The sequence below is a fragment of the Bradyrhizobium sp. 137 genome (assembly GCF_023074095.1).
Lineage (GTDB): Bacteria > Pseudomonadota > Alphaproteobacteria > Rhizobiales > Xanthobacteraceae > Bradyrhizobium.
In genome coordinates, this window is the sequence record NZ_JADPKU010000053.1 from 336374 (window position 1) to 362648 (window position 26275).

The 26275-nt window shown below is 64.4% G+C and carries 25 protein-coding genes; 10 read left to right on the forward strand and 15 right to left on the reverse strand.

Annotation, left to right across the window (positions count from 1 at the left end; translation table 11 throughout):
• Positions 1-16: 16 nt before the first annotated feature.
• The 8 genes from IVA78_RS15525 to IVA78_RS15560 all read right to left on the reverse strand — a co-directional run bounded on the left by IVA78_RS15525 (position 17) and on the right by IVA78_RS15560 (position 9731).
• Entirely contained in the window at positions 17-1231 is a 1215-nt protein-coding gene (locus tag IVA78_RS15525) for an ABC transporter substrate-binding protein (protein WP_247278428.1), read from the reverse strand.
• Positions 1232-1389: 158 nt separating this feature from the next.
• Complete coding sequence (locus IVA78_RS15530) at positions 1390-2220, reverse strand: ABC transporter permease (protein ID WP_247466250.1); 831 nt, start codon at positions 2218-2220, stop codon at positions 1390-1392.
• Positions 2217-3479 (reverse strand): ABC transporter permease, encoded by a 1263-nt coding sequence (locus IVA78_RS15535; RefSeq protein ID WP_247466253.1) that lies wholly within the window; start codon positions 3477-3479, stop codon positions 2217-2219. The genes IVA78_RS15530 and IVA78_RS15535 overlap by 4 nt, the downstream gene beginning before the upstream one ends.
• 280 nt (positions 3480-3759) lie before the next feature.
• Positions 3760-4818: an ABC transporter substrate-binding protein gene (locus IVA78_RS15540; protein ID WP_247466256.1), complete on the reverse strand. Its 1059-nt coding sequence runs from the start codon at positions 4816-4818 to the stop codon at positions 3760-3762.
• 75 nt (positions 4819-4893) lie between these two features.
• Positions 4894-6003 carry an ABC transporter ATP-binding protein gene (locus IVA78_RS15545; protein ID WP_247466259.1) on the reverse strand — a complete coding sequence of 370 codons (1110 nt, stop codon included), beginning with the start codon at positions 6001-6003 and terminating at the stop codon, positions 4894-4896.
• A gap of 132 nt (positions 6004-6135) precedes the next feature.
• Positions 6136-7704, reverse strand: coding sequence for a DUF4403 family protein (locus IVA78_RS15550; protein WP_247278433.1), 1569 nt, complete (start codon positions 7702-7704; stop codon positions 6136-6138).
• A 141-nt stretch (positions 7705-7845) separates the two neighbouring features.
• Positions 7846-8484, reverse strand: coding sequence for a PQQ-binding-like beta-propeller repeat protein (locus IVA78_RS15555; RefSeq protein ID WP_247466261.1), 639 nt, complete (start codon positions 8482-8484; stop codon positions 7846-7848).
• Positions 8485-8513: 29 nt separating this feature from the next.
• Positions 8514-9731 (reverse strand): helix-turn-helix domain-containing protein, encoded by a 1218-nt coding sequence (locus IVA78_RS15560; protein ID WP_247466265.1) that lies wholly within the window; start codon positions 9729-9731, stop codon positions 8514-8516.
• A 150-nt stretch (positions 9732-9881) separates the two neighbouring features.
• Here IVA78_RS15560 and IVA78_RS15565 point away from each other — a divergent pair, with 150 nt between their 5' ends.
• Together IVA78_RS15565 and IVA78_RS15570 are read left to right on the forward strand one after the other, a co-directional pair.
• Entirely contained in the window at positions 9882-10676 is a 795-nt protein-coding gene (locus IVA78_RS15565; RefSeq protein ID WP_247449839.1) for a DUF899 domain-containing protein, read from the forward strand.
• Positions 10673-10951 carry a hypothetical protein gene (locus IVA78_RS15570; RefSeq protein WP_247466268.1) on the forward strand — a complete coding sequence of 93 codons (279 nt, stop codon included), beginning with the start codon at positions 10673-10675 and terminating at the stop codon, positions 10949-10951. Before IVA78_RS15565 ends, IVA78_RS15570 begins: the two co-directional genes overlap by 4 nt.
• Positions 10952-11077: 126 nt before the next feature.
• On the opposite strand, the gene IVA78_RS15575 is transcribed toward IVA78_RS15570, so the two are convergent.
• The 3 genes from IVA78_RS15575 to IVA78_RS15585 all read right to left on the reverse strand — a co-directional run bounded on the left by IVA78_RS15575 (position 11078) and on the right by IVA78_RS15585 (position 12906).
• On the reverse strand, positions 11078-11458 hold the full coding sequence (locus tag IVA78_RS15575) for a GIY-YIG nuclease family protein (protein WP_247466271.1): 381 nt from the start codon (positions 11456-11458) through the stop codon (positions 11078-11080).
• 205 nt (positions 11459-11663) lie between these two features.
• The gene (locus tag IVA78_RS15580) at positions 11664-12089 is read right to left on the reverse strand and encodes a c-type cytochrome (protein ID WP_247420377.1); all 426 of its coding nucleotides are present in this window, start codon (positions 12087-12089) and stop codon (positions 11664-11666) included.
• Between the two features lie 100 nt (positions 12090-12189).
• Positions 12190-12906, reverse strand: a complete 717-nt coding sequence (locus IVA78_RS15585) for a L,D-transpeptidase (protein WP_247466273.1) — start codon at positions 12904-12906, stop codon at positions 12190-12192.
• A 273-nt stretch (positions 12907-13179) separates the two neighbouring features.
• On the opposite strand from IVA78_RS15585, the gene IVA78_RS15590 reads away from it, so the two are divergent.
• From IVA78_RS15590 to IVA78_RS15600, 3 genes are all read left to right on the forward strand, one after another.
• Positions 13180-14232, forward strand: a complete 1053-nt coding sequence (locus IVA78_RS15590; protein WP_247278440.1) for a glycosyltransferase family 1 protein — start codon at positions 13180-13182, stop codon at positions 14230-14232.
• Positions 14233-14265: 33 nt separating this feature from the next.
• The gene (locus IVA78_RS15595; protein ID WP_247278441.1) at positions 14266-14955 is read left to right on the forward strand and encodes a methyltransferase domain-containing protein; all 690 of its coding nucleotides are present in this window, start codon (positions 14266-14268) and stop codon (positions 14953-14955) included.
• 243 nt (positions 14956-15198) lie between these two features.
• A complete protein-coding gene (locus IVA78_RS15600; RefSeq protein WP_247278442.1) occupies positions 15199-15858 on the forward strand; it encodes a hypothetical protein in 660 nt (219 codons plus the stop codon).
• 200 nt (positions 15859-16058) lie between these two features.
• Here IVA78_RS15600 and IVA78_RS15605 read toward each other — a convergent pair whose 3' ends face one another.
• Positions 16059-17723, reverse strand: a complete 1665-nt coding sequence (locus IVA78_RS15605) for an aminotransferase class III-fold pyridoxal phosphate-dependent enzyme (RefSeq protein WP_247278443.1) — start codon at positions 17721-17723, stop codon at positions 16059-16061.
• 35 nt (positions 17724-17758) lie between these two features.
• Between IVA78_RS15605 and asd the strand changes: the two genes are divergently transcribed.
• Both asd and IVA78_RS15615 read left to right on the forward strand, forming a co-directional pair.
• Entirely contained in the window at positions 17759-18622 is an 864-nt protein-coding gene (gene asd / locus IVA78_RS15610) for an archaetidylserine decarboxylase (protein WP_247278444.1), read from the forward strand.
• A 58-nt stretch (positions 18623-18680) separates the two neighbouring features.
• A complete protein-coding gene (locus IVA78_RS15615; RefSeq protein WP_247278445.1) occupies positions 18681-19238 on the forward strand; it encodes an NUDIX hydrolase in 558 nt (185 codons plus the stop codon).
• 163 nt (positions 19239-19401) lie between these two features.
• On the opposite strand, the gene IVA78_RS15620 is transcribed toward IVA78_RS15615, so the two are convergent.
• The gene (locus IVA78_RS15620; RefSeq protein WP_247278446.1) at positions 19402-20178 is read right to left on the reverse strand and encodes a DUF2147 domain-containing protein; all 777 of its coding nucleotides are present in this window, start codon (positions 20176-20178) and stop codon (positions 19402-19404) included.
• Between the two features lie 455 nt (positions 20179-20633).
• Between IVA78_RS15620 and IVA78_RS15625 the strand changes: the two genes are divergently transcribed.
• On the forward strand, positions 20634-21845 hold the full coding sequence (locus tag IVA78_RS15625) for an extensin family protein (protein WP_247466277.1): 1212 nt from the start codon (positions 20634-20636) through the stop codon (positions 21843-21845).
• Positions 21846-21894: 49 nt separating this feature from the next.
• Here the strand turns inward: IVA78_RS15625 and IVA78_RS15630 are convergent, their stop codons facing one another.
• Positions 21895-22230 (reverse strand): DUF6665 family protein, encoded by a 336-nt coding sequence (locus tag IVA78_RS15630; protein WP_247278448.1) that lies wholly within the window; start codon positions 22228-22230, stop codon positions 21895-21897.
• Between the two features lie 55 nt (positions 22231-22285).
• Entirely contained in the window at positions 22286-22921 is a 636-nt protein-coding gene (locus tag IVA78_RS15635; protein ID WP_247278449.1) for a TetR/AcrR family transcriptional regulator, read from the reverse strand.
• Positions 22922-23113: 192 nt separating this feature from the next.
• Here IVA78_RS15635 and IVA78_RS15640 point away from each other — a divergent pair, with 192 nt between their 5' ends.
• On the forward strand, positions 23114-24430 hold the full coding sequence (locus tag IVA78_RS15640) for an HlyD family secretion protein (protein ID WP_247278450.1): 1317 nt from the start codon (positions 23114-23116) through the stop codon (positions 24428-24430).
• A gap of 212 nt (positions 24431-24642) precedes the next feature.
• Positions 24643-26229: a DHA2 family efflux MFS transporter permease subunit gene (locus IVA78_RS15645; RefSeq protein WP_247420351.1), complete on the forward strand. Its 1587-nt coding sequence runs from the start codon at positions 24643-24645 to the stop codon at positions 26227-26229.
• Positions 26230-26275 lie beyond the last annotated feature (46 nt).

The window sequence follows — 26275 nt, forward strand, 5'->3', positions numbered from 1 at the left end:
CGTATGACGACGCAGTTCAATGCCCCTTCACCAGAGGGCAGCCGCCCTTGTCGAGCGGACGGAAAGCCTCGTCGCCGGGCACGGTGGCGATCAGCTTGTAGAGGTCCCACTCGCCCTTGGATTCCTCGGGCTTCTTGACCTCGAACAGATACATGTCGTGGACCATGCGGCCGTCGATGCGGATCTTGCCACCTTTGGCGAAGAAGTCGTTGATCGGTGTCTTGCGCATCTCCTCCATCACCTTCGGCGCCTCGTCGGACTTGATGGCGTCGATCGCCTTCAAATAGTGCATGGCTGCCGAGTAGAGGCCGGCCTGGATCATCGTCGGCATGTGGCCGACCTTCTCGTTGAAGCGCTTGGAGAAGGCGCGCGTCTCCTCGTTCATGTCCCAGTAGAAGGCGTCGGTGACGATCAGGCCTTGGGTCGCCTTGATGCCGAGCGAATGCGTGTCGGTGATCTCCTGCAACAGCGCGATCATTTTCTGGCCGCCCTGGGTCAGGCCGAACTCGGAAGCCTGCTTCAAGGCGTTGGTGGTGTCGCCGCCGGCATTCGCCAGCGCGACCACCTTGGCCTTGGAGGCCTGGGCCTGGAGCAGGAAGGAGGAGAAGTCCGACGAGTTGAGCGGATGGCGGACCTCGCCGAGCACCTTGCCGCCGCTCTCCTTCACCACGTTGGCGGCGTCGCGCTGGAGCGCCATGCCGAAGGCGTAGTCGGCGGTGACGAAGAACCAGCTGTCCTCGCCGCGCTTGACCATCGCCTTGCCGGCGACGTTCGACAGCGCATAGGTGTCGTAGGTCCAGTGCACCGTGTTGGGCGAGCAGGCGGTGCCGGTGATGTCGGACGAGCCGCCGCCGGAATTGATGTGGATCTTGTTCTTCTCGCGTGTCAGCGCCGAGACCGGCAGCGCCACCGAGGACGTCGGCACGTCGAAGATCGCGTCGACCTTGTCGTTGTCGTACCAGTTGCGGGCGATGTTGACGCCGACGTCGGGCTTGTTCTGGTGATCGGCGGCGACGACCTGAACCGGCTTGCCCGCAACCTTGCCGCCGTAATCAGCGACCGCCATCTCGACCGCGGCGAGCGAGCCCTTGCCGGTCGCGTCCGCATAGAGGCTCGACATGTCCGTGAGCACGCCGATCTTGACGATGTCATCGGAAATCTGGGCCTGTGCGGTGCTGCATGTTGCGGCAAGCGTGAAGCCCGCTGCGACCGCGGCGATGAGTTTTTGCACGTTCTTTCTCCCTGTGTGTTGTTGCTTGGGTTTTGTTGCGCGCCTGTTCTAGCCGCAATCGGCGCCGCCGGCTAAGCCAGGAGCGCCGTAGCGGAATGCAAAAAGGCGGGGGCTGAGCGGGGAATAGGGAATTCTTCGAGATCGCTTGGCGACGCCGGTCAGGCGCTGCTGCTCTTGAGCCGTTCGTTGCGCCGACGCAAGCCTTCCAGGGTAGCGAGGAGGATGACCGATACCGTCGTCAGCACCACCGCCGCTGCCGTGATCGTCGGGCTGATGTTCTCGCGGATGCCGGCGAACATCTCGCGCGGCAGGGTGCGCTGCTCGGGACCTGCCATGAACAGCACGATCACCACCTCATCAAAGCTGGTCGCGAAGGCGAACAGCGCACCCGACGCCAGGCCGGGCAGGATCAGCGGCAGGATCACGCGGCGAAACGCTTGAAGCGGCGAGGCGCCGAGTGAGGCGGCGGCGCGCGCCAGGTTGGTGTCGAAGCTTTGCAGCGTCGCGCCGACCGTGATCACCACAAACGGCGTCGCCAGCGCCGTATGGGCCAGGATCAAGCCGAGATAGCTGCCGGTCAGTCCGATCGGCGCGAAGAAGAAATACAGGCCGACCGCGGTGATGACGCCGGGTACCACGACCGGCGACAGCACGAAGGCCAGCACGAGCGGCTTGAACCGGCTCCTCCACTGCGCCAGTCCCAGGGCGGCCAATGTGCCGAGCACCATGGATAGCACGGTCGAAGCGACGCCTATGATCATGCTGTTCTTCAGCGAATTCATCCAGCGCGGCGAATTGATGAAATCGTCGTACCAGCGCAAGGAGAGGCCGGGCAGCGGATAGGTCAAGTAGGAGCCTGAGCTGAAGGACAGCGGCATGATCGCCAGGATTGGCGCGATCAGGAAGATGAACACCAGCGTGGAGACAATGATTGTCGCGGTCCACGCGATGCGCTGGCTGGGCGTGCGGAGGAGGGAATTGTCGCTCAATTCTTCATTCCTCCCGTAACCTGCTGGCCATGCACCAGCTTTCCGTAGACGAGAGCGAGCAGAAGAGTGACCAGCAGCAGCACCGCGCCCAACGCCGAGGCAAGGCCCCAATTGGCCGTCTCGGTCGTGTAGAGCGCGATGAAGTAGCTGATCATCTGATCGGCGGCGCCGCCGACGAGGGCCGGCGTGATGTAATAGCCGAGCGCCAGGATGAAGACGAGCAGGCTTCCCGCGCCGATGCCGGGCAGGGTCTGCGGCAGGTAGATGCGCAGGAAAGCGGTCAGCGGTGGCGCACCAAGCGAAGCGGCGGCACGCATGTAAGCAGGCGAGATCGCCTTCATGCTGCTGTACAGCGGCAGGATCATGAACGGCAGGAGAACGTGGGTCATCGCCACGCAGACACCGAAGCGGTTGTAGATCAGGCGCAACGGCTCGTCGATGATGCCAAGCCAGTGCAGGCTGTCGTTCACGACGCCCTTGCTCTGCAACAGCACGATCCAGGCGCAGGTGCGGACCAGAAGCGAAGTCCAGAACGGTAGCAGGACGAAGATCATCAGCAGGTTCGACCGGCCGGGCGGCAGCGTCGCCAGCAGGTAGGCGACCGGGAAGCCGAGGATCAGGCAGAGTGCCGTGACGCTGATGCTGATGAGGAAGGTGCGGGCGAAAACATCGCGGTAAATGGCCTGATCCGGCGGGGCCGCGACGATCGCGCCGTCCGCGTTTCGCGTCAGGTCGAGCGCCGCCAGAAGGTAGAAGCCGGTCACCGGACCGCTGGCGTCCTTGATCGTCGTCCAGGTGGCGCGTTCGCGCCAGGCCGGATTGATCTTGCCCAGCGTCTCCTTGGCCGTGCCGGGCTCCGGCACCGCCTTCAGATTGCGTGCCGTGCTGGTCAGGATCGTGCGGAAGCCATTCAATGCGTAGTTCAGCCGCTTGGCCGCAATGGCGATGGTGCCGGAGGCGCGCGCCGCCAGGATGTCGCTGGCCAGCGCCGCATAAGCCATTTCGTCTGGCAGGTCCCTGCCATCCCAACTGGCGAGAGCAGCTACCGTGTGAGGGAAGACCTGGCGCACCTCCCTGTCCTCGACCGAGCGCCACAACATGCCGACGATGGGCCCGGCGAACGTGAAGAGCAGGAAGACGAGAAGCGGTGCCACCAGCGCCAATGCCTTGACCTGCCGTGTCCGCTCAGCACGCCTCAGCCGGCGCTTGAGCGGCACCTCGGTCGACGCATTGGCGCCGGTCAGGAGCGCATCCGTCACGGCAAGAGCCCCTTTGAACCGATATCCCTCGCTAATTTGGGTAGGTCAATCGCATGTGGCCTTTTGGAGCGGCCGGTGCAAGCGCCTTGTCCTTCGAGACGACCGCTTCGCGGTCTCCTCAGGATGAGGCTTATTGACATAGGTGCCTGTAAGGTCGCTGCCACAGACTCAGACCTCATCCTGAGGGCCCGCCGTAGGCGGGCGTCTCGAAGGATGCGCCACGGGCGAGTTGTCCGCCACGCACCCTCTACCTGCTGCGTAAGTCGGTTGCCGCCGCGCGCTACTTCGCCGCCCATTTGTTGAAGCGCTCGGTCAGGCGGTCGATGTTCTCGAGCCAGAAGGCAACGTTGATCTCGACCGCGTTCTTGATGTTGTCAGACGCCGTCGGCAGGTCCTTCAGAACGGCGGGCTGTAGCCGCGCGGCTGCGTCCTTGTTCGAGGTGCCGTAAGCAATGTTCTCCGACAATTTTGATTGGTTCTCCGCCTTGCCGACGAAGTCCAGGAACTTGTAGGCGGCGTCCTTGTTCGGGCTCCCCTTCAGGATGACCCAGCTGTCGAGAGTGAAGAGCGCTCCGTCCCACACCATGCCAAAGTTCTTCTTCTCGTTCTTGTTCGCGGTGTCGATGCGGCCATTGTAGACCGAGGTCATCGCCACCTCGCCGGACGCGAGCAATTGCGGCGGCTGGGCGCCGGCTTTCCACCAGACGAGGTCGCCCTTGATCGTGTCCAGCTTCTTGAAGGCGCGATCGATGCCCTCGTCGGTCGCCAGCACCTTGTAGACGTCCTTCGGTGCGACGCCGTCGGCCATGAGAGCGATCTCCAGCGTGGTCTTCGGGCCTTGGCGCAAGGCGCGCTTGCCGGGAATCTTCTTGGTATCGAAGAAGTCGGCCCAGCCTTTCGGCGCCTCCTTCAGCTTGTCCTTGTCGTAGCCGAGAACGAAATCATAAAGGATCGCGCCGACGCCGCAGGGATTGACCGCCGGTGCGATGTAGGCGGACTCGCCGCCGATCCTGGAATAATCCAACTTCTCGAACAGACCTTCCTCGCAGCCGACCGCCAGTTCGTCGCTTTCGACCTGGACCACATCCCATGTGGCGGCGCCCCCCTGCACCTTGGCGCGCAGCACCCCGATGCCGCCGTCCCAGGACTCGTCGTTCATCGCAATCCCGGCCGCCTTCTTGAAAGGCTCGAAATAGACTTTCTTCTGGGCATCCTGATATGCGCCACCCCACGACACGACGGTGAGGTCACGCGCCTGCGACATTGTCGTCAGCGCGGCGCTGGCGGTGAGCGCCGCGGCGAAACCCAAGGCAATCTTGCCAATCTTGCGGTTCAGCATGGTCCTTGTTCCTTCTTCATGTGAGTTGCGTTGAGATGCCCGACCGCTTGTTTTGGATGAAGGCTGCAGGGTGGATCAGACGGGATCGAGGGCCAGGCAGTCCTCCGGCCGAAAGGTGATCGACACACTTTCGCCTTGTCTCAGACTGTGATGCGCCACGGGCTGAAGCTTGACCATGAATTCCGAATTGCCGGCGACATCGAGCACAGCCAGCGCGTGATCGCCGAGATAGATGGTGCTCTGCACCTTGGCCGGCAGGCGGTTCGGTCCGCCACTGGAGGTGCCATCCGGGACAATGGAGATCCGCTCCGGCCGCACCGACAGGGAAGTCGATGCGCCTGCGCGTGATACATTGACCGCCCGCGCGGTCACGGCGCCGCCACCGGCCAACGCGACGCGGCAATATTCATTTTCGATCGTTTCGACAGTGCCGGCCAGCACATTGTTCTCGCCGATGAAGTGGGCGACGAAGCTGTTCACCGGATTCTCGTAAAGCGAGTCGGGCGTATCGATCTGCTGCACAATGCCGTCGTTGAATACGGCGATACGATCCGACATCGTGAGCGCTTCACTCTGATCGTGGGTCACGTAGACGATCGTGATGCCCATTGTCTCGTGAAGTTGCTTGATCTCCAGCTGCATCTGTTCCCGCAGGCGCTTGTCCAGCGCGCCCAAGGGCTCGTCCATCAGCACGAGTTGCGGATTGAAGACCAGCGCACGGGCCAGTGCGACGCGTTGCTGCTGACCGCCGGACAACTGCCCGGGCCGTCGGTGCGCCAGGCTTTCCATCTTGATCATGCGCAACGCCGCGCTGACGCGCTCCTGCGCTTCCGCCATGTTGATTTTGCGAACGGATAGCGGGAAGGCGATATTCTCCGCAATCGTCAGATGCGGAAACAAGGCATAGTTCTGGAATACCATGCCGATGTCGCGCTTATGCGGCGGCACGTTCTTGATCGGCCGGTCAGCGAGGTAGATCTCGCCATGGGTCGGAACCTCGAAGCCAGCGAGCATCATCAGCGTGGTCGTCTTGCCCGAGCCCGACGGGCCGAGCAGGGTAATGAACTCGCCCTTCTTGATCTCGAGGTCGAGGTTCTTCACCACGAGGTGCTCGCCATCGTAGGTCTTCTGAATGCCTGAAAAGCGTACCAGTGCCGGCGCAGGCGTGACCATGCCGGCTTCCATGTCGTCCTCGCGTTATCAGCTACGATGCTGTCAGCGCCTCGTTCGAGCTTGCGAGGAACAGCTTAGCATCCTCCGATGAGAATGCCAGCGGTGCAAGCGAAGACGCGCACGGACCCGGTGAGCGAAGGCGGGCTACATCCCCGACAGCTTCGTCACAACCACCTTCAGCGAGCCGCCGGCTTCGGCGACGACGCGCAGGGTCTTGGAATCGAAGGCGATGTCGGCAAGCGTCAGGCTGTCGATCTTGGCTTCGACCTTGAGGCCATCCTCGCTCTTCTGGTAGTCGGCGATCGCGGCTGCGATCTTCTCGCGGGCGTTGGCGGCGATCGGCTTCAGGTCGAGCGTCGCCTTCTGCAGCAGGGCCTGTTGCATCTGCGGCACCACGGCACGCGCCGCGGCTCCTAACAGACCGAACGCCGCCTCGGATTCCACCGCGAGCTGGATGTCGGCGAGCCGCAGCGTTTGCTGCGCCTGGTCGAGCATCGGCCGGCCCCAGATGTGCACGGTCGCCTCGGCGCCGAGGCCGAACCAGCTCTTCTTCTCCTTGGCGCGCACCAGCAGCGAGATCAGCAGGCGGTCGCCCGAGGGGGTCACGTTGACGGTCTTGACAGTGACGTCGACCGGGCCGGAGCCGTCCTCGGGATAGGTATGGCCGACCATCTGCGCCGCGATCAGCTTGTTGATCTCGGTGAAGGGCACGTCGATCGGCACGCCGATGTTCACGCCCGTGCCGGTCGGCGGCACGATCGAGATCTTGTCGGGAAACGGACACTCCGGCTTGGTCGGCGTCGAGGTCACGCGTGTCTCGGCCTCGAGGCCGAGCAGCAGCGTCACGGCCTGTGCATCGACGCGCGGCTGCGCCGCGATTGCGCGCACCGGCTTCATCTCGAGCCAGAGCGGCGGCAGTGCGGCCGATGAGCCCGAGCCTTGCAGCGAGATCGAGCGGCACGCCTTGGCCCATTGCACCCTGGCATTCTCCCGCAGCGAGGGATCGTTGCGGATGCGCTCGGAGACGGCGTTGATCTGCTCGCCGACATTCTTGTCGATCAATGGCTTCACCTGCGCCGGCACGTTGACCTTGGCGCCCGCGACGGCAACGTTGGTGTCGCCGAGGTTGACCTGGGCGCCGAGATTGGGCTCGAGATACCAGTTGGCCGCGAGCTTCGGGCGCGAGGTGACGACCACGTTGCCCTTGATCTCGGCGCTGGCGTTCAGGTTCTTGATGTTGACCGCGCCGATCCGTTTCGCGGCGTCGCCGCCGAGCACACTGCCGAGCGCGTCGCCAAGCGCGCCGGTGGCCTTCGAGGACAGCGATCCCGTCACGTTCAGCCTGCCGGTGAGCGGCGTCGACAGCGTCAGCACGTCCTTGTCGCCTGTTGCCGCCATCGGTCCGCGCGCCGCCGTCCATCCGATGTCGGCGTTCTCCAGGATCTGCGAGATCGGGTTGTCGGCCTTTCCTGCGAAATTGCGCGGCGAAGCCTTCTCGGCCTGCTCGCGGATCACCGACAGCGCGATCGCGACCGGCGCGATCACGATGGAACTCTTCGAGGCCGGCGGCAACGGCGGCAGTTGCGCGACCGTCGGCGCCGAATTGGTCACGCGCGGCGACAGCAAGTCCATTGCCTTCAGGCTGATGAAGAACGACGCCGCGAGCACTGCGACGGCGATCAGGATCGTCTTCAGATTCAACGTCAGTCGCATCAATCCCCCAAGCCGCCCCGACGGGGGTTTTACAGGGCTGGCGCGGAGGGCGCTAGAGCGCACAGGTGGGGTGGAATTGGGGCGAACAGGTTAACGGCTGCGAACGCCCCGTTGCCGCGCGTTCAAATCGTTATCGCGAGGCTAGCTGCGTCGGGGACGGCGGATCGCCCTCACATTGCCGCGACTGCCACCGCCGCAGAAGAAGCGATCGCCGCCGTCCGACTCCAAACCTGAGACCATCGTCCCGGCGGGCAGGTCGAGCTGCTCGAGAACCTTGCCCGTATCGGGGTCGATCCGCCGCACGTCACTTTCTTCGTTCTCCCAGGTGCCATGCCAGAGCTCGCCATCGACCCAGGTCACGCCGGTCACGAAGCGCTTGCTCTCGATGGTGCGGAGGACCTTTCCCGTTTCGGGATCGACCTGATGAATCTTGCGCTCGCGATATTGCCCGACCCAGAGCGAACCTTCGGCCCAGGCCAATCCGGAATCGCCACCGCCGCCGGGCGCCGGAATGGTGCTGAGCACCCTGCCGGTGGCGGCGTCGATCTTCTGGATGCGATCTTCGGCGATCTGGAACAGGTGTCGGCCGTCGAACGCCGTTCCCGCATGCGCGGCGACATCGATGGAGCGTGCAATCTTGCCGTCGGCCGGATCGACCGCGTTCAGCTTGTCGCCGGACGCGAACCAGACATGTTTGCCGTCATAGGTGACGCCATGCACGGCTTCGACGCCCGCGAAAGGCCCATACTCCTTGATGATCTCGGCGGCTGTACGCTTCATGTGCTCGATCCCTGTGATGTGACCTCACCCTACGTCTTCAGGAGCGGCGTGGGGAGTAACAAGCCTGTCGGGAAACCCGGGACGGGCGGGGTCATCCAACGCTTCGCCCGGCCATGTCCGAAGGACTGCACCTTGTGTGATCGCGCCAGATCGTCGAGGGCCCGCTGCACGGTGCGGGCGCTCGTTCCGAGCGCCAGCGCGAGCGCCGAGCTCGACCAGGGCTCGCCGTCGGACAGGAAGGCGAGCACTGCGGCGTGCTCCTCGACCGGACGCGCCAGCACAAGAACCTGTCGCGTTTTGCGCGGTGTCAGCGCAAAGCCGTGTTTGGTCGCGCTCACATCGGCAAGAGGCTTGAGCTTGGCGCGGAGCCGACCGATCTCGACCCGTAGCCGGGCGCGATGCGATTCATCGACGTGCCTAGCGCGAAACGCGGCGGTCATCAGAGCCTCTCGGGACACGTCCGCGGGCCACGCCTGCGCCAGGGGGCGGGCGAGCGCGAACAGCACCGGCCGCGTTCCCAGCGACACGACGATGCCTCCTTTGCGAACGGTGTGATGGAACGTGTCCACGACGAGCGCTTGAGACGCCGCCAGCGCTTCGACCTGTCCGAGCAACAACGGATGCTCCTTGCCGCGTGCGATCAGGCGCGCCGCGGGCGTGTCGAGCACGAGGTTTGTGCTTTCGACCTCGGCCGTGAGCGCTGGAATCCCGGCCGACCGTGCCGCGTCGGCGGCGCGGTCAAGCGCCGTGCGCGCATCTTTGGTTTTGAGCCGCCGGATTGCGATGCCGGCGACCACGAGTTCACGGACGACCTGAGACGCCGGCGGAAGGGGGCCTGCGCCGAGCTCCGCCAGCGTGCGCTCGGCCTCGTCGAGGCGCCCGAGCAGAAGAAGGCGGCGGGCCTCGATGTGACCGGCATGGGCGGCATTGGCGAGATCGCCGTGCCTTGCGAGTGTCGCGCGCGCCGCTGCGAGCGTCTTCGCCGGCCAGCTCAGGTCGCGCGAGACCAGCGCGATCTCGGCCTCGGCCACGACGCACCTTGCGCGCGCCACCGCCTCTCTCGGACCGAAGGCGCGTGCGGCGCTCCGCAGCAGCGTCTTGGCCTTGGCGAAATCGCCGAGCTGCGCCATCGCGATGCCGCGCAGCGCCAGCGACGGTGCGTCGTTGCGCAGCGCAACGCGGTTCAGCGCACCGAGCGGATCGCCCGCCTCGAGCGCGCGCGCCGCGGCCGTGATCAGCGACTCCATTCTAATCCCGCCACACTTGTTACTCCCACTCCGCAACCGCGAGATGCCAGAAACAGTTTACGACCGACGATGTGCGGTGAAGGGCCAGGGGTTCCGCGTCTGTCATAACGCGATGCGGAATGATCGCCCAGGCAAGAGGTTTGGAGAGCCATGATGACATCAGTTGAGAACGCAGGGACGAACGCACATTCCGCCATGCAGACACCGCCTGTGGTGTCGCCGCAGGACTGGGAGGCAGCCCGTCAGCAACTGCTCGTAAAGGAAAAAGCGCATACCCGTGCCCGCGATGCCCTGGCCGCCGAGCGGCGGCGCATGCCCTGGATGGCGGTGGACAAAACCTATGCGTTCGAGGGCCCCGGCGGCAAGCTCAGTCTGATTGACCTATTCCAGGGCCGGCGGCAATTGATCGTCTACCGTGCCTTCTTCGAGCCGGGGGTGTTCGGCTGGCCCGACCATGCGTGCCGGGGCTGCTCCATGGTTGCCGACCAGGTCGCCCATGTCGCGCACCTCAATGCCCGCGACACCACCCTTGTCTTCGCCTCGCGCGCGCCGCAGGCCGATATCGCGCGGCTGAAGCAGCGGATGGGCTGGATCATGCCCTGGGTCACCATCACTGACAGCTTCGATGCTGATTTCGGCGTTGACGAATGGCACGGGACCAACGTGTTCTACCGTGACGGCGACCGTGTCTTCCGGACCTATTTCGTCAAGAGCCGGGGCGATGAGCAGATGGGCGGTACCTGGAACTATCTCGACATCACGCCGCTCGGCCGCCAGGAGGTCTGGGAGGATTCGCCGAAAGGCTATCCGCAGACCCCGACCTACAAATGGTGGAATTGGCACGACAGCTACACGGAAGGTGCGGCGCCCGACGAGAAGTGGGTCGAGATCTCGACCGCCGGCGAGAAGGCTTTTCGCGAGGAGGCTGCGGGAGAACGGAAATGACCGCTTCCGCAAGCGCGGCCGCCAGCGTCAACCGCGACAGCGTCGCGGCCGCGCGTCACCTCGCCCGATGGCTGGGGCTGGCGGCCACGCCCACCTTCGCGATCATGGCCTTGCTGACCGCCGCGCTCGGCGGCGGTGCGGCGGACATGCTCTGCTCCGCGGGACAAGGATCCGTGCTCGTTGGCATGCTTCCGATGTATCTGTTGATGAGCGCGTTTCATTCCGCGGCGTGGCTGAGATTGATTGCGGAGCGAAGGCGCGGCGGCGAGCGGTAACGCACCGCCCGGTGTGAACGCCTCGTCCTTCGAGACGCGCGCAAGCGCGCTCCTCAGGATGAGGCTAATTGGCATCGGGCCCGTTGAAACTGCTGCCACACCTGCGCCCTCATCCTGAGGATGAGGCTAATCGGCATCGGAGTCGGGACTAGAGCGCTGCCGCGAACTCCGCTCCTCATCCTGAGGGCCCGCCGCAGGCGGGAGTCTCGAAGGATGATGTGATCCGCGCTTCGCCAACTCGTGCAGCTCGGCGAGGTCGCCGCGCATGAAGGCTTCTTTCTTGACGCGGCTCCATTTCTTGAGCTTGCGTTCGCATTCGATCGCGTCGGTGATGCGATCGAACCATTGTGAGAAAACCAAGGTCACGGGACGACGCGCCTTTGTATAGCCTTCGAACGTGCCGGCGTTGTGCTGCGCGACCCTGATATCGAGCGCGGTGCGCGTTGTGCCGATGTAGTAGCTGCCGTCGGCGCATCTGAGAATGTAGAGGTACGCTACTTCGGTCATCGTGAACGCCTCGTCCTTCGAGACGCGCGCAAGGGCGCGCTCCTCAGGATGAGGCTAACGGGCATCTGCAGTTTGGTGCAAGGGCTCCGTATGGATTTGCGGCCGCGTAGTCCGACCTCATCCTGAGAGCCCGCCGCAGGCGGCGTCTCGAAGGATGGCCACGATCACCGACACCAAGCAAAAATGACCCGCTTAGCCTAGGTCGTTACTGCGAAGCCGCCTGCAGATACGCAACCACCTTGGCCGCCTCCTCCGCCGAGATGCCGCCATAGGGCTGCATCTTGTGGCCGGACACGACCTCGTCCGGCTTGACCATGAAGCGGGTGAGCTTGTCTTGGTCCCAGATGAAGCCGGCTTCCTTCATCGACGACGAGTAATTGTAGTTCGGCAGCGCGCCGGCCTTGCGTCCGACGATCTTGTTAAGATTGGGACCGAGACGATTGTCGCCCTCTTTCATGGAGTGGCAGGTGCGGCAGGAATTGTTGAAGGCCTGCTGGGCTGCGTCGTCGCTCGCCGGCTGCTGCGCGAGCGAGAGGGGCAGTGACAAGAGCAACGTCAATGCCCCGGTGCCGATCGCGCGCAGCCATGCCCTTGACGAACGTTGCCGGCGTGCTTGCATCTGCGCCTCCATCAGGGATCGCGCTGCAGCAAGCGCGCTTCGGGATGTCGAGGGCAAACGAACACGGCGCCCGGTGGGTTCCGGGGCCGTTTGCGTCACAATGTCCTGTCGCTCAGCGCGTCGCAGCTCCAAGCTCGGCTCGCCGCTCCGTCATCGGCAGCACGATGACCTTGGTGCCGACATTGACGCGGGCGTAGAGGTCGGTGACGTCGTCATTGGTCATGCGGATGCAGCCGGACGAGACGTGCTTGCCAATGGTCTCGGGCGCGTTGGTGCCGTGAATGCGGTAGATGGTGCTGCCGAGATACATGGCGCGGGCCCCCAACGGATTGCCGGGGCCGCCGGCCATGTGGCGCGGCAGATAGGGCTGGCGGGCGATCATTTCCGGCGGCGGAGTCCAGGCCGGCCATTCGGCCTTCCGGCTCACCGATTGGATGCCGGACCAGGTGAAGCCGTCGCGGCCGACGCCGATGCCGTAGCGCAGCGCCTGGCCGTTGCCGAGCACGTAGTAGAGATAGGTGTTGGGCGTGTCGATGATGATCGTGCCTGGCGCCTCCCGCGTTGCGTAGGAAACGGTCTGGCGGCGGAAGCGGGCCGGCATCTCGACCGCGTCCTGATCCTCGGACGGCGCGGCCTGATAAGGCATCGTCTGGTAGGGCTGGTACGGCTGGAGCGGCTGCGGCGCCGTCATCGGCGGCAGCGGTTGAAAGAAGGGGAAGAGCTGCACCGGCGCAGCGTTGGCTGTACCTGCGAACGCGATTGCAGAGATCGCGACTGCACTGATCGCAACGGCGCGCGAATAGTTCTTGAACGTGTCCAGATTGATCATTGATCGCCCCTGTTTGCTCGGTGTTGTTGATCACCGCGGCACCGTTTCGGTGCTCCGTTGGGGTGATCACTAACGGCAAAACATTTCGGGACATTTGCGTGGAAAACCGAAAACGGCTTCGTGGCGGCAAGAATTGTTTCATGACAGTTTCGTGGCCGCGCGGGCCCGTTAACGAACAAAACAGAGCGCCGACACTTCTGTGACGTCATACGCCTGAAATATCCTTCGTTGATGGTCGGAAACCGAGAATCATCAAACTCTCGGGATTGTCCCATGCGGGTATTAATCGCGACCGACGCCTGGCATCCGCAGGTCAACGGCGTGGTGCGGACGCTGACCTCGCTGGCGAGCGCGGCCAAGGCCCTCGATGTCGAGATCGACTTCCTGACCCCGGACGGTTTTCCGTCATGGCCGCTGCCGACCTATCCGGGCCTGCGCATCGCGTTGCCGAGTTTCAGGGAAATCGCACGGCGGATCGAGAAGGCCGCTCCCGAGGCGCTGCACATCGCGACCGAAGGCCCGATCGGCTGGGCCGCGCGGGCCTATTGCCGGCGCAACCGGCTCGCCTTCACCACATCCTATACAACGCGCTTTCCCGAATATGTTTCGGTGCGGACCGGCATCCCCGCGAACATCGGTTATGCCGTGCTGCGCCACTTTCACGATGCCGCCGCGATGACCATGGTGGCGACGCCCTCGCTGCGGCAGGAGCTGTCTGAACGTGGCTTCAAGCGGCTCGGCTTCTGGACGCGCGGCGTCAACACCGAGCTGTTCCATCCCGACAGCCCAGCAGCTCTCGACCTGCCACGGCCGATCTTCATGACGATGGGCCGGGTCGCGGTGGAGAAGAATCTCGAAGCGTTCCTCGCGCTCGACCTGCCCGGCACCAAGGTCGTCGTCGGCGACGGCCCGCAGAAGCCTGCGCTGGAAAAGAAATATCCCGGCGCCGTCTTCCTCGGCGAGAAGAAGGCGGCGGATCTCACCGCGCACCTCGCCGCCGCCGACGTCTTCGTGTTTCCCAGCCTGACCGACACCTTCGGCGTGGTGCAGCTCGAGGCGCTCGCCTGCGGCACGCCGGTTGCGGCGTTCCCGGTGACGGGCCCCAAGGACGTCATCGCCGATCATCCGATCGGCGCGATCGACCATGATCTGCGCACCGCGTGCCTGCGCGCGCTCACGATGTCGCGCCAGACCTGCCGCAACTTCGCGCTGGAGCGTTCCTGGGAAAACAGCGCGCGCCAGTTCGTCGGCAATCTCACCTCACTTCAGCCCAGCCGCACCTTGCGCGCCTCGCCTCGCATGGCGCGGCGGCCGGTGCGCGGTTGATCGTCCATTTGAACCACAGCGAGAACCTCATCGATGGCTAAGATCATGAACCTTGACGGCACGCAGCAGCTCGACCTCACCCGCGGCACGGTCGAGCAGGCCTATGACCGCTGGGCGCCGGTCTACGACCTCGTGTTCGGCGGCGTCTTCGCCAAGGGCCGGCAGGCGGCGATCGCGGCCACCAACAAGATCGGCGGGCGGGTGCTCGAGGTCGGCGTCGGCACCGGCATCTCGCTGCCGCTCTACGCGCCGAACTTGCGCATCTTCGGCACCGACATCTCGGAGGCGATGCTCGATAAGGCGCGCCGCCGCGTGAGCGAGCAGAAGCTGAAGAACGTCGAGGGCCTCGCGGTGATGGACGCCGAGAAGCTCGAATTCCCCGACAACTCCTTCGACGTCGTCATGGCGCAATACGTCGTCACCGCAGTGCCCAATCCGGAGAAGGCGCTCGACGAATTCGTCCGCGTGCTGCGCCCGGGCGGCGAGCTGATCATCCTCACCCGCGTCAGCGCCGATACCGGCATGCGCCGCTTCATCGAGCAGAAGCTGCAGCCAGTGGTGCGTCCGCTCGGCTTCCGCACCGCCGAGTTCGCCTGGTCGCGCTATGCGAAGTGGCTGGCCGGCGCACGCGGCATCGAGCTCGCCGAGCGCCGTCTGATTCCGCCGCTCGGCCACTTCTCGCTGGTGCGCTTCCGGAAGGTCGACGTCGCCAAGGCGGCGTAGCATTGCTGTTGCCCCTCATGGTGAGGAGGCGCGCAAGCGCCGTCTCGAACCATGAAGGCCCGCCTGCTGCAGACGGGCCTCGCCCCTTCGAGACGCTTGCTAGGCAAGCGCCTCAGGGTGAGGGGAGAGAGTGACCGTGCGTCATCGCGCCGCTGCACATCGTCACATGACAAGATGATGATGTCACACGGCCTACATCGAATCCGTTTAAATCCCGTACCCGAAAGCATCTTGGGGAAGAGCATGATCAAGAATTATCTCGAGCAGCTGCGCATCCAGCGCTGGGACGACCATCGCTACTATCACCACAGCCGCATCAATCAGAGCCTGCACTTCGTCAGCGCGCTGAGCTTTCTCTTTGCCTATGTCTGGCTGTTCATCGACCCCGTAGTGTCCGCGCTGGTCGGCTGGCTGGTCTCGATGACCTCGCGCCAGGCCGGTCACTTCTTCTTCGAGCCGCACGGTTACGACCACATCAACCAGGCGACGCACGAGCACAAGGAAGAGATCAAGGTCGGCTACAACCTTCAGCGCAAGGTGGTGCTGATGGCGATCTGGGCGCTCTCGCCGCTGGTGCTGTTCGTCGATCCCACGCTGTTCGGCCTGTTCACGCCCTGGGCGAGCGCGGCCGACTTCATGCGGCAGGTCGCGAAGATCTGGCTCGTGGTCGGTGGCGGCGGTCTGTTGTTCCGTACCGTGCACCTGTTCTTCATCCGCGACGTCGAGACCGGTCTCGTCTGGATGACCAAGATCCTGACCGATCCGTTCCATGATTTGATGCTCTATCGCAAGGCTCCGCTCGCGCTGATGCGTGGCGAGCTGATGGACCCCGGCCTGCACCTCAACCCCGAGCACACGCTGGGCCTCATCGGCGAGCCGACGCTCGAAGAGCAGCACGCCTGAGCGCGCTGCGCATATCCAATACTCTGATGTCTGATGCTTGCGTCATGCCGCCCGGGCTCGTCCCGGGCATCCACGTCTTGGGGGCGTCTTCGCCTCTTCCCGCGTGCGGGGGACGGTCCGCAGGACCGAACCGGGAATCCCAGGATTCGGGGTTCGATGCTGCGCATGGAATGACGGTGGTTATGTGGAAAGAATCGGCCTCAACGCCCGAACCGCGTGGCCAGCATCTCTTTCAGGATCTGCCGCTTGATGCTCTTGTTGGTGAGCGCGCCGTCGTGCCACCAGAAACCGTCGGCCTTCATCTTTTCGGCCGCGCGGACGAAGCGCTCGGCGACCTCGGTGAAATCGGCGTCGGTGTAGTTGAGGCTGAAGATCAGCCGTCCGGTGCCGACCCAGCTCAGCGCCAGGCCCTCGGCGCGCAGATAATATTGCAGCATCCAGTTGTAGCGGGACGGGGTGGTGTATTTCACTGTCCAGATCGAGGAGAAGTTGGCGAACCGCACCGGCAGGTCGGCATCGGTCATCATGTGGTTGAGCTTCTGGACGCGGCCGTTCCAGGTCGCCTCCAGCCCGTCATAGACGGCGCGGAAATTGGGGCTGGCGAGGCGGCTCAAGAACTCGTCCATCGCCATCATGACGTAGGGATGCGAGTTGAAGGTGCCGCGGGCGAAGCAGATGTCGGCGGGACGGTCGTCGCGGAAGCGGCGCATCAATTCGCGTCTGCCGCAGACGACGCCGACCGGCAGGCCGCCGGCGAGGCTCTTGCCGTAAGTCACCATGTCGGCGCGCACGCCGAAATATTCCTGGGCTCCCCCGGCGGCGAGACGGAAGCCGACGAACACCTCGTCGAAGATCAGCACGATGCCGCGTTGGTCGCAGACCTCGCGCAGCTTCTTGAGCCACTCGGTGTACGCCGCGCGGTCGAAATTGCCGCCACGGGAGGAATCGACCAGCGAGGAATCGCCGGGGGCATTGGCGTTCGGATGCAGGCCCTGCAGCGGGTTGACCAGCACGCAGGCGATGTCCTTGCGGGTCCGCAGCACGTGCAGGGTCTTCTCCGACATCTCGGCGAGGGTGTAGGTCTCGTGCGCGGGAATCGGATTGCCGACGCCGGGCTGCACGTCGCCCCACCAGCCGTGATAGGCGCCGGCGAAGCGGACGAGATGCGTGCGCTTGGTGTGGTAGCGCGCGAGCCGCACCGCCTGCATCACGGCTTCGGTGCCGGACATGTGGAACGAGACCTCGTCGAGGCCCGAGATTCGGCAGAGCCGCTGCACGTTGTCGAGGATGACGGGATGGTAGGGGCCGAGCACGGGGCCGAGCGCGTGCGCGCGCTTCTCGGCGCCCTCGATGCAGTCCTTGTAGAAGTCGTTGCCGAAGATGTTGACGCCGTAGGAGCCGGTGAGGTCGTAGAAGCTGTTGCCGTCGACATCCGTGACGGTGACGCCGCGCGAGGATTCCATGAAGGTCGAGGTGCCCAGATGCTCGCGGACCAGTCGCGAGAATTGGAACGGCACGCGGTAGCTCTCGGTGAAGTTCAGATCGGAGATCCTCTCCGCGGCCTCCTTCGTCATCGCGCGTCCCCTGGGATAGCGCTCGGCGTAGAGGCCGGCGAGGCGGAAGAAGCCCTCCTTGCGCTGAGCCGCGATGTTCGCCGGCGCGCCATCGCAGGAGAAGTAGTCGTCGTTTCCGAACTCGTAGAACGGGATCAGCCGCGCCACGCGGCGCGACATCTTGGAATGCCCGGAGAGCGAGCGGTGCTTGGCGCGGGAGAGCTCGATGCGCGCCTTGAGCTTCGGGAAGGCGGCGGCAGCGGACGCTGCGGCGGCCACGGACATCGAGAGAATCGGGAGTGTCGTTTCCATGACAACAAGCGCTAACCCCGCGAGCTGACAGATTCATGACAGTCAAAGCCCTCATCGCCTCTTTCACCCAGCAGGAAGACCTCAACTTCTTGTTGACCAACCGCATCCCGCGCGCGGCCCTGACCCGCTTCATGGGCTGGTTCTCCAAGATCGAGAACCCGTTTGTGCGGGACTTCTCGATCGCGCTGTGGAAGCTGTTCTCCGACCTCGACCTGTCGGAGGCGCGCAAGGCCCATTTCAAGAGTCTGCATGACTGCTTCACCCGGGAGCTCAAGCCGGGTCTGCGGCCGTTCGATCCGGACCCGGCGGTGGTCGCGAGCCCCTCCGACGGCATTGTTGGCGCCCATGGCCGGATCGTCGACACCGAACTGTTTCAGGTCAAAGGCGCGCCCTATTCGCTGCTCGATCTCGTCGGCGATTCCGCTCTGGTCGACCAGCACCGCAATGGAAGCTTCGTCACGCTGCGGCTGACCTCGAGCATGTATCACCGTTTCCACGCGCCTTATGATGCGCATATCGAGCGCGTCACGCTGATCCATGGCGACGTCTGGAACGTTAACCCCATCGCGCTGAAGCGCGTCGAGCGGCTGTTCTGCAAGAACGAGCGCGCGGTCATTCGCACGCATTTGCCGACCGGCGAGGCGGTGACGCTGGTGCCGGTCGCCGCCATCCTGGTCGCGAGCATCCGCCTGCACTTTCTCGACATGGTGCTGAACGGGCAGACCCGTGGCCCCGTCAATTTTCCCTGCGACGTCAACGTGATTAAAGGCGAGGAGCTCGGCTGGTTCGAGCACGGCTCGACCATCATCATCCTGGCGCCCGGCGATTTCACGTTCTGCGACGGCATCACGGAGGGCACGCGCATCCGCGCCGGTCAAGCGCTGCTGAAGAGAGAGTAGCCTTCAATCCGCCGCGCCCGCCGCCTATATCGTCCGCGGGGACAACTGGATGTGAGTGATGGCGCGGGTGCCGGTGATGGCGGCGGGTGGTATTGTGCTGCGGCGAGGTTCGACGCCGCTGATCGCCGTGGTGCGCCAGCGCAAGCGCAACGAATGGGTCTTGCCTAAGGGTAAGCTCGACGACGGCGAGACGCCGAAGGAGGCCGCGCATCGCGAGGTGCTAGAAGAGACCGGGCACGAGATCGCGGTGCACGAATTTCTGGGCACGCTGGGCTATCAATCGGGCGGGCGCACCAAGGTCGTGCATTTCTGGCGTATGGAGGCCGATGGCGGGCCGGTCCGCAAACCGATGAACGACATCAAGGCGGTGGACTGGCTGACGTTGGACGACGCAATCGCGCGGCTGTCGCGCGAATATGAGCGCGCGTTCCTGGCACAGATCGGTCCGATTGCGCTCGCCGCTGCCGGTGTTGCGCCTTCGCCCGAGCCGACGGCGCCGGCCGATCATATCGATGCGGCCTTGCAGACACTGACACCAGCCGAAGCCGCCTCGGTCGACGAATTGCGGCACGGCCTGTTGCAGAAGGTGAGGGCGTGGCTGCGCGGCGAGGCGTGAGCGCGCCGCACGCTGGTCGAGACGGCATCCGCAAGTTAGTGCGGTCGCGAGTAACGCCAGCTCCTTGCGACAGCGGGAATCCGCCTTGAAGCTGGATGCTGCCCGGCTGTACGCCGCAAGCAGCTAAGCTGGCATTGCGCAATCGAGGATGACACCTTCGGTGTCAGCTCACGCGCTTCCAGGTCTGGCCGCCGCAGAACATGCCGCCGAAGGCGCAGCCCTGCACGCGCATTGCATTCGGACCTTTCATCGCGATGGTCGAGTCGTAATTGCGGCCAGAGTTGGGATCGTGGATGCGGCCGCTCCACTTCGAGCCGTCGGGCTTCATGTTGATCAGGATGCGCTCGTTGGTCTTCACGGCATAACCGCAGAGATTGGCGCCGCACTGCTCGACACGGACATTGCCTTTGTTCTCCTCGGTCGCCCACACGCCGATCGGCGAGTTTGGTGCCGGCACGGCCGCCGCGGCAACCGGAGCCGAGGCCGGCGCGGGAGCAGCAGCAACGGGAGCGGGTGCGGCGACGGGAGCAGGCGCCGCAACAGGTGCAGGCTGCGTGGTGTCGAGGCCGGCGGACGGGGTGCCGGGAGCCGTCGGGTCCGTTGCGGCGGGCGCAGCTGCCTGGACCGGCGCCTGTGGCACTGGCTGCTGCTGCACCGGAGCCGGCGCGGGCTGCGCATTCGTGGTCGCCGGAGCCGGCGTGGTGTCGACGTCATCATCCTTGGAGCCGCCCAGGCCCTTGAGGTTGATGTTGTTCAGCTTGATCGGCTTGTCCGACAGGCCCGGCGCCACGATGGTCACGCAATTGAGCGAGGTACAATTGCGCGGCGTCTCGATGCGGATGTGCTGGCCTTCGATCTGGAACGAGATCGAATTGCCGGCATGCGCGGCGGCGGTCGAAGCAAGGAAGAGCGCCGTGGCGGCGATGGTGAGCTTGTTCATGATAACCTCCGTGTCCCCGTATGGACTGATGTCGCTGGTGGACTGAGCGTAGTTCGACCCTACGCCCCGGCTGTCCCTTCTTCCGTGATGGACATCACTACATCTGGCCGTCGCCTGCGTGAGCCGGCGCACATTCGGCTATCTTGGCCTAATGTCGGTAACGATCCATGAGATGGAGCGCGGCCCTATATGATGCCGAGCACGATGGCGCCGACGAAGGCCATGGCGAGGTACGCGGTGATAATGCTTAGTCTGCCGGCGAACGTCATGAGATCGCTCCCGCTGTCGCGCCGCGTTGCGCGAGCTTTATGGTTAACAGAGAGTCTCCTTCCGAAAAAGTCAGTCGTCCTGTCGCTCAGTCTGGCAGCATTTCGGCGCACGCGGGCCGGCATGGTTAAAGAAGGCTGAAACGACACGTTGAAGAGTCTTTAAGTAAATTCACCGAACGTGCGTTCATGACGCGCGGAGTTCGTTTGTATCTCGTCGGCTCCTTCGTCCTTGTTTCGCTTGCGGGTTGCGGACGCGGCTTCTTCCAGGCCGAACGCGAACCGTGGCGGGCCGAGGCGGAAGCGGCGTGCCTGAAATCGGGAGCGGTCAAGGAGAGTGCGGACATCGTCCGCATCGATCCGATCTCCGGCCCTGGCCAATGTGGCGCCGAATTTCCGCTGAAGGTCGCCGCCATCGGCGAAGCCTCCAGCAGCTATGGCTTTGCCGACGAGGAGCTGCGTCCGCCGGTGAGCATCGGCAACCAGCCGCGCTGGCCGGTCACGCAGCCGCGATCGAACTATCCGCAGAGCCAGAATTATCCGGCACCCTCCCACCCGCCGCGATCGAACTATCCGGAGAGCGCGGTGCAGCAGCCTTCCGGCTATGGCACTTCAACCGGACCGATGTCGCTGAACGCGCCCGGCGTGGTGCCGCAGGAAGACGAGATCGATCTGCCGCCCGAGGGCACCGATGCCGCGGGGGCCGCGCGCTACATGAACGCGCCGAGCTATCCGGCGCGGCCGGCCGGTGCGGCACCCTACGGGCAACCGCCCGCGCAGCAGCCGCTGCCGCGTCTTGGCCCGGCGCAGGGCAATCCCGTTACCGCCGTTGGTCCCGTTGCGATCAAGCCGACCGCGACGCTGGCCTGTCCGATCGTGTCCGAGCTCGACCGCTGGCTCGCCGACACCGTGCAGCCCTCGGCCATGCGCTGGTTCGGCGTCCGCGTCGCCGAGATCAAGCAGATCTCCGCCTATTCCTGCCGTGGCATGAACGGCAACTCGCGCGCCCACATTTCCGAGCACGCCTTCGGCAATGCGCTCGATATTTCCGCCTTCGTGCTCGCCGACGGCCGCCGCGTCACTGTGAAGGACGGCTGGCGCGGCATGCCGGAAGAGCAGGGATTTTTGCGCGACGTGCAGTCCGGTGCCTGCGCGCATTTCACGACGGTGCTCGCGCCCGGCTCCAACGTCTATCATTACGATCACATCCACGTCGATCTGATGCGCCGCGCCAGCCGTCGCCTGATCTGCCAGCCCGCCGCCGTCTCCGGCGATGAGGTCGCCGCGCGTGCGCAGTCACGCAGCCCCTATGCGAATGCACGCGATCCTTCCGTGACTGGTTCGCTCGGCCGCAAGAGCGCCGCGCACAAGCGCGAAGAAGACGAGTACGCCGACGATTGAGGCTTGCGCAAAACCCGTGGCTACGATGGGGTCGTAGCCCGCCAGCAAGTCATTTCGAGACCGGCTTCGACGGCGGGAGGCCCATGCACCGCTGCACCTCGCCAGGGACGTTGTAGGTTCGCATGATGTGGCGGCTGTCGCGAAGACCGGACGCCTCGCGTTGCACTACGAACATCCACAGCGCATGGCCGGCTTCATGCACCAGCCTACGTCTGGCCGGTTGCAGTGAGGCCGGTACCCCCGAGGCCGCGTGGGCGGCGTCGAACTCGCGCAAACGCGTGAGGCTCTGTTCCAGCGCGCGGCCCATTCGTCCAAGCGCCGAGGCCTGCTCCTGGACGATCTCATAATGGAGAATATCGACAGGGGGGCGAAGATCACGAGGCATGGACGCAAATATAACCGCCCGCGACGCGCCTGCGCAACGCGTAGCCCGCTTGCGGTTACTTCGCCCGATACGTCGCGAGGAACATCCGCGTCGCGCTATCGACGACTTCGGTCATGCGCTCTTGCGACGGTGCGGGAGCAGCCTGGAAGACGAACGGCAGGAACAGCGAGGCCTTGCACAGTTCCATGAATTGCGAGGCGGCAAGATCGCAATCGTCGATATCGAGATCGCCGGAAGCGACATGGGCTTTGAGATAATCGGACAACCGGTGGATGGTCTTGTCCAGCACCCGCGCATAGTAACGGCGGCCGACGTCGGGCATGCGCTCGGCGATTGCCATCACGGTGCGGATTGCCGATCCGCCGCCGGGCCGGCAGAGTAAATGGATATAGGCCTGGCCGAAATCCTTTAGCGTGGTCTCGGCATCGCGCGCGGGATCGAAATTGAACACGACCTGGCCGTGCTGGAGCGCCTCCTCTTCGAGAATGGCTTCGAACAGCGCGGATTTGTCGGCGAAATAGACGTAGAGCGTGCCCTTGGAAACCTGTGCCGCGCGCGCGATCTCGCCCATGCTGGCGCCGTCGAAACCGAGAGCCATGAACACTTTGCGAGCACCGTCCAGGATTTGACGTCGCTTGGAGCTGTCCTCCTCCGGGACGATGTGAAGACGTTCGCTGGCAGCTACAACCATTGGTTTAGGGTCTCGGAAGGTTTTTGGATCCGCGTCTGGGGCTATGAAACCCGAATAAAGGATTCGGGCTATTAAGATGACACCGGGAATATTATGTAGATTGACCGAACCGTTCGGTCAAGGTATTTAGGACGAGCGAAAAAGGGGCGTGCCGTGGCGGCCATCCCTGCTCGCGCTTTTGGGGAGGCCTTTATGGCCGTATCGAGAGACCAGGCTGCGCGCGTCCTTCGCCAGGAAGCGGTGGAGACGACGCCGGAGCAGGTGAGCGGTGACGCTGCGCCCGAGAAATCCGCCGTCCTGGCTGAGAAATTGCGCTCTCATGTGGTCGAGGAAAACGAGCACCGCAGCGTCGAGGTGGCCGAGAAGCCCGCGACCGACAGGGCTGCCCCTGCCCATAGCGCTGCTGCCGCCGCGCCCAAATCCGGCAAACGCAAATTCGTCCTGATGGGGGTTGGCTTGCTGCTGGCGCTCGCGGTCGCGAGCTATGCCGGTTACTACACGCTGGTCGGCCGCTTCTACATCTCCACCGACGATGCCTATGTCCGTGCCAACAACACCATGCTCGGTGCGCGCGTCGCCGGTCACATCTCCGCGGTCCTGGCCGGCGACAACTCGCCGGTGCGCGCGGGCGACGTCGTCTTCCGCATCGACGACGGCGACTACAAGATCGCAGTCGATGCCGCCGCGACCAAGATCGCGACCCAGCAGGCCACGATTGACCGCATCAGCCGTCAGGTCGCAGCACTCGATAGCCAGGTCGCGCAAGCAAAGGCGCAGCTCGTCTCGGCTGAAGCGGGCCTCAAGCGTGCCGATCTCGACTATGAGCGCCAGCAGGCGCTGAGCAGCAAGGGCTTTGCCTCGCGCGCCACCTTCGAGAGCTCGGAAGCCGGACGCGACCAGGGCGCGGCCGCGGTCAAGGCCGCGCAGGCCGCCTACGACGTCGCGGTCAGCAATGTCGACGTCGCCAAGGCGCAGCAGGCCGAGGCGCAGGCGCAGCTCGCCGAGCTCAAGACCACGCTCGCCAAGGCTGAGCGCGATCTCGGATTCACCGCGGTGCGCGCGCCGGTCAACGGCACGTTCTCGAATCGCCTGGTCAATACGGGCGACTTCGTCGCGGTCGGCCAGCGCCTCGGCAACATCGTGCCGCTCGACGACGTTTATATCGACGCCAATTTCAAGGAAACGCAACTCAAGCGCATTCGCCCCGGCCAGCCGGTGACGATCAAGGTCGATGCCTATGGCATGCGCAAGTTCTCCGGCGTCGTCGATAGCATCGCGGCGGGCGCGGGCTCGGTGTTCACGCTGCTGCCGCCTGACAATGCCACCGGCAACTTCACCAAGATCGTGCAGCGCGTGCCGGTGCGCATCCGCGTGCCGAAATCGGTGGCGAAGCAGAACCTGCTCCGCGCCGGTATGTCGGTCTACGCGACCGTCGACACCAACAAGGGTGCCGCCGACGCCGACAGCGAGGTCGATCTCGACGATCCCATCGCGGTTCACCCGCAGTAGTGCCGGTAGGCGAATCATGTTCAAGACGAGCGCCGCTTCGTCCTTCACCTCTCCCGAAGGGAGAGGTCGGATCGCATCGCAAGATGCGATCCGGGTGAGGGCTTACGCTCTCTCGTGGGAGCTGCGGCCCCTCACCCGATTTGCTGCGCAAATCGACCTCTCCCCGATGGGGAGAGGTGGACCGCGCACTCTCGCGCGAGCCGGGTAAGAGAATGGCCGACACCACCACTGCTTCACCTGCCATGATGGCGGCCCCGGCTTCCGAGCGGATCGCGCCGAAGCGGCTGTTTGCCTTCATCATCATGGTGTTCGGGATGTTCATGTCGATCCTGGACATCCAGATCGTCTCGGCCTCCTTGAGTGAGATTCAGGCCGGATTGTCGGCGAGCTCCAGCGAAGTCTCCTGGGTCCAGACCGCCTATCTGATAGCCGAGGTCATCGCCATTCCGCTCTCGGGATTCCTGTCGCGCGCCTTTGGCACGCGGCTGTTGTTCGCGATCTCGGCGGCCGGCTTCACCGCCTCGAGCCTGCTCTGCGGCTTTGCCAGCACCATCGAGGAGATGATCCTTTGGCGCGCGCTCCAGGGATTCCTCGGCGCCGGCATGATCCCGACGGTATTCGCCTCGGCCTATACCGTGTTTCCGCGCTCGAAATTCCACATCGTCGGCCCCATCATCGGGCTTGTTGCGACCCTCGCACCCACGATCGGGCCGACGGTCGGCGGCTACATCACCGACGCGATGTCCTGGCACTGGCTGTTCTACATCAACGTTCTGCCTGGCATCGGCATCACCGTCGGCGTGCTGGCGCTGGTCGATTTCGACGAGCCGCATCTCGAACTGCTCGACCGCTTCGACTGGTGGGGCCTGTTGTTCATGGCCGGCTTTCTCGGCACGCTCGAATATGTGCTGGAGGAGGGGCCGCAATATGAATGGATGCAGGACACCTCGGTCGCGATCTGCGCCTGGATCTGTGCAATCTCGGGAATCGCCTTCTTCTGGCGCGTCTTCACCGCGGCCGAGCCGATCGTGAACTTGCGCACCTTCTCGGACCGCAATTTCGCCGTCGGCTGCACGCTGCAGTTCTGCATCGGGATCGGGCTCTATGGCCTGACCTATATCTATCCGCGCTATCTCGCCGAAGTGCGCGGCTACAGCGCGTTGATGATCGGCGACACCATGTTCGTCTCCGGCATCACCATGTTCCTGGTCGCGCCGCTGGTCGGCCGGCTCATGGCGAAGGTCGACATGCGCTACATGATCGCGTTCGGTCTTGTCGTGTTCGCGCTCGGCTCCTACCAGATGACCTGGATGACGCGAGACTATGATTTCTATGAACTACTGGTGCCGCAGATCCTGCGCGGCATCGGCATGATGTTCGCGATGGTGCCGACCAACAACGTCGCCCTCGGTACGCTGGCACCCGAGAAGGTGAAGAACGCGAGCGGCGTGTTCAACCTGATGCGCAATCTCGGCGGCGCGCTCGGCCTCGCCGTCATCAACACCGTACTCAACGATCGCACCGACCTCCACATCACCCGCCTCCAGGAGCGCGTGACGTGGGGCAATGCGACCGCGACCGAAACGCTGACCATGTTCATGCAGAAGTTTCAGGGGCTTGGCGATGCCACGCTGATGGCCATGAAGCAGCTCTCCCAGCTGGTTCATCGCCAGGCCGTGGTGATGAGCTTTGGCGACGCCTTCTTCGTGCTGACGCTGTTCTATCTCGCGCTCAGCCTCCTGGTCGCGCTGCTGAAGAAGCCGCCTTCGCCGTTTGGTGCCGGCGGCGACGCGCATTGACGCAACTCCGCGTGTTCGGTGTCATCGCCGGCTTGCCGTCTTCGCT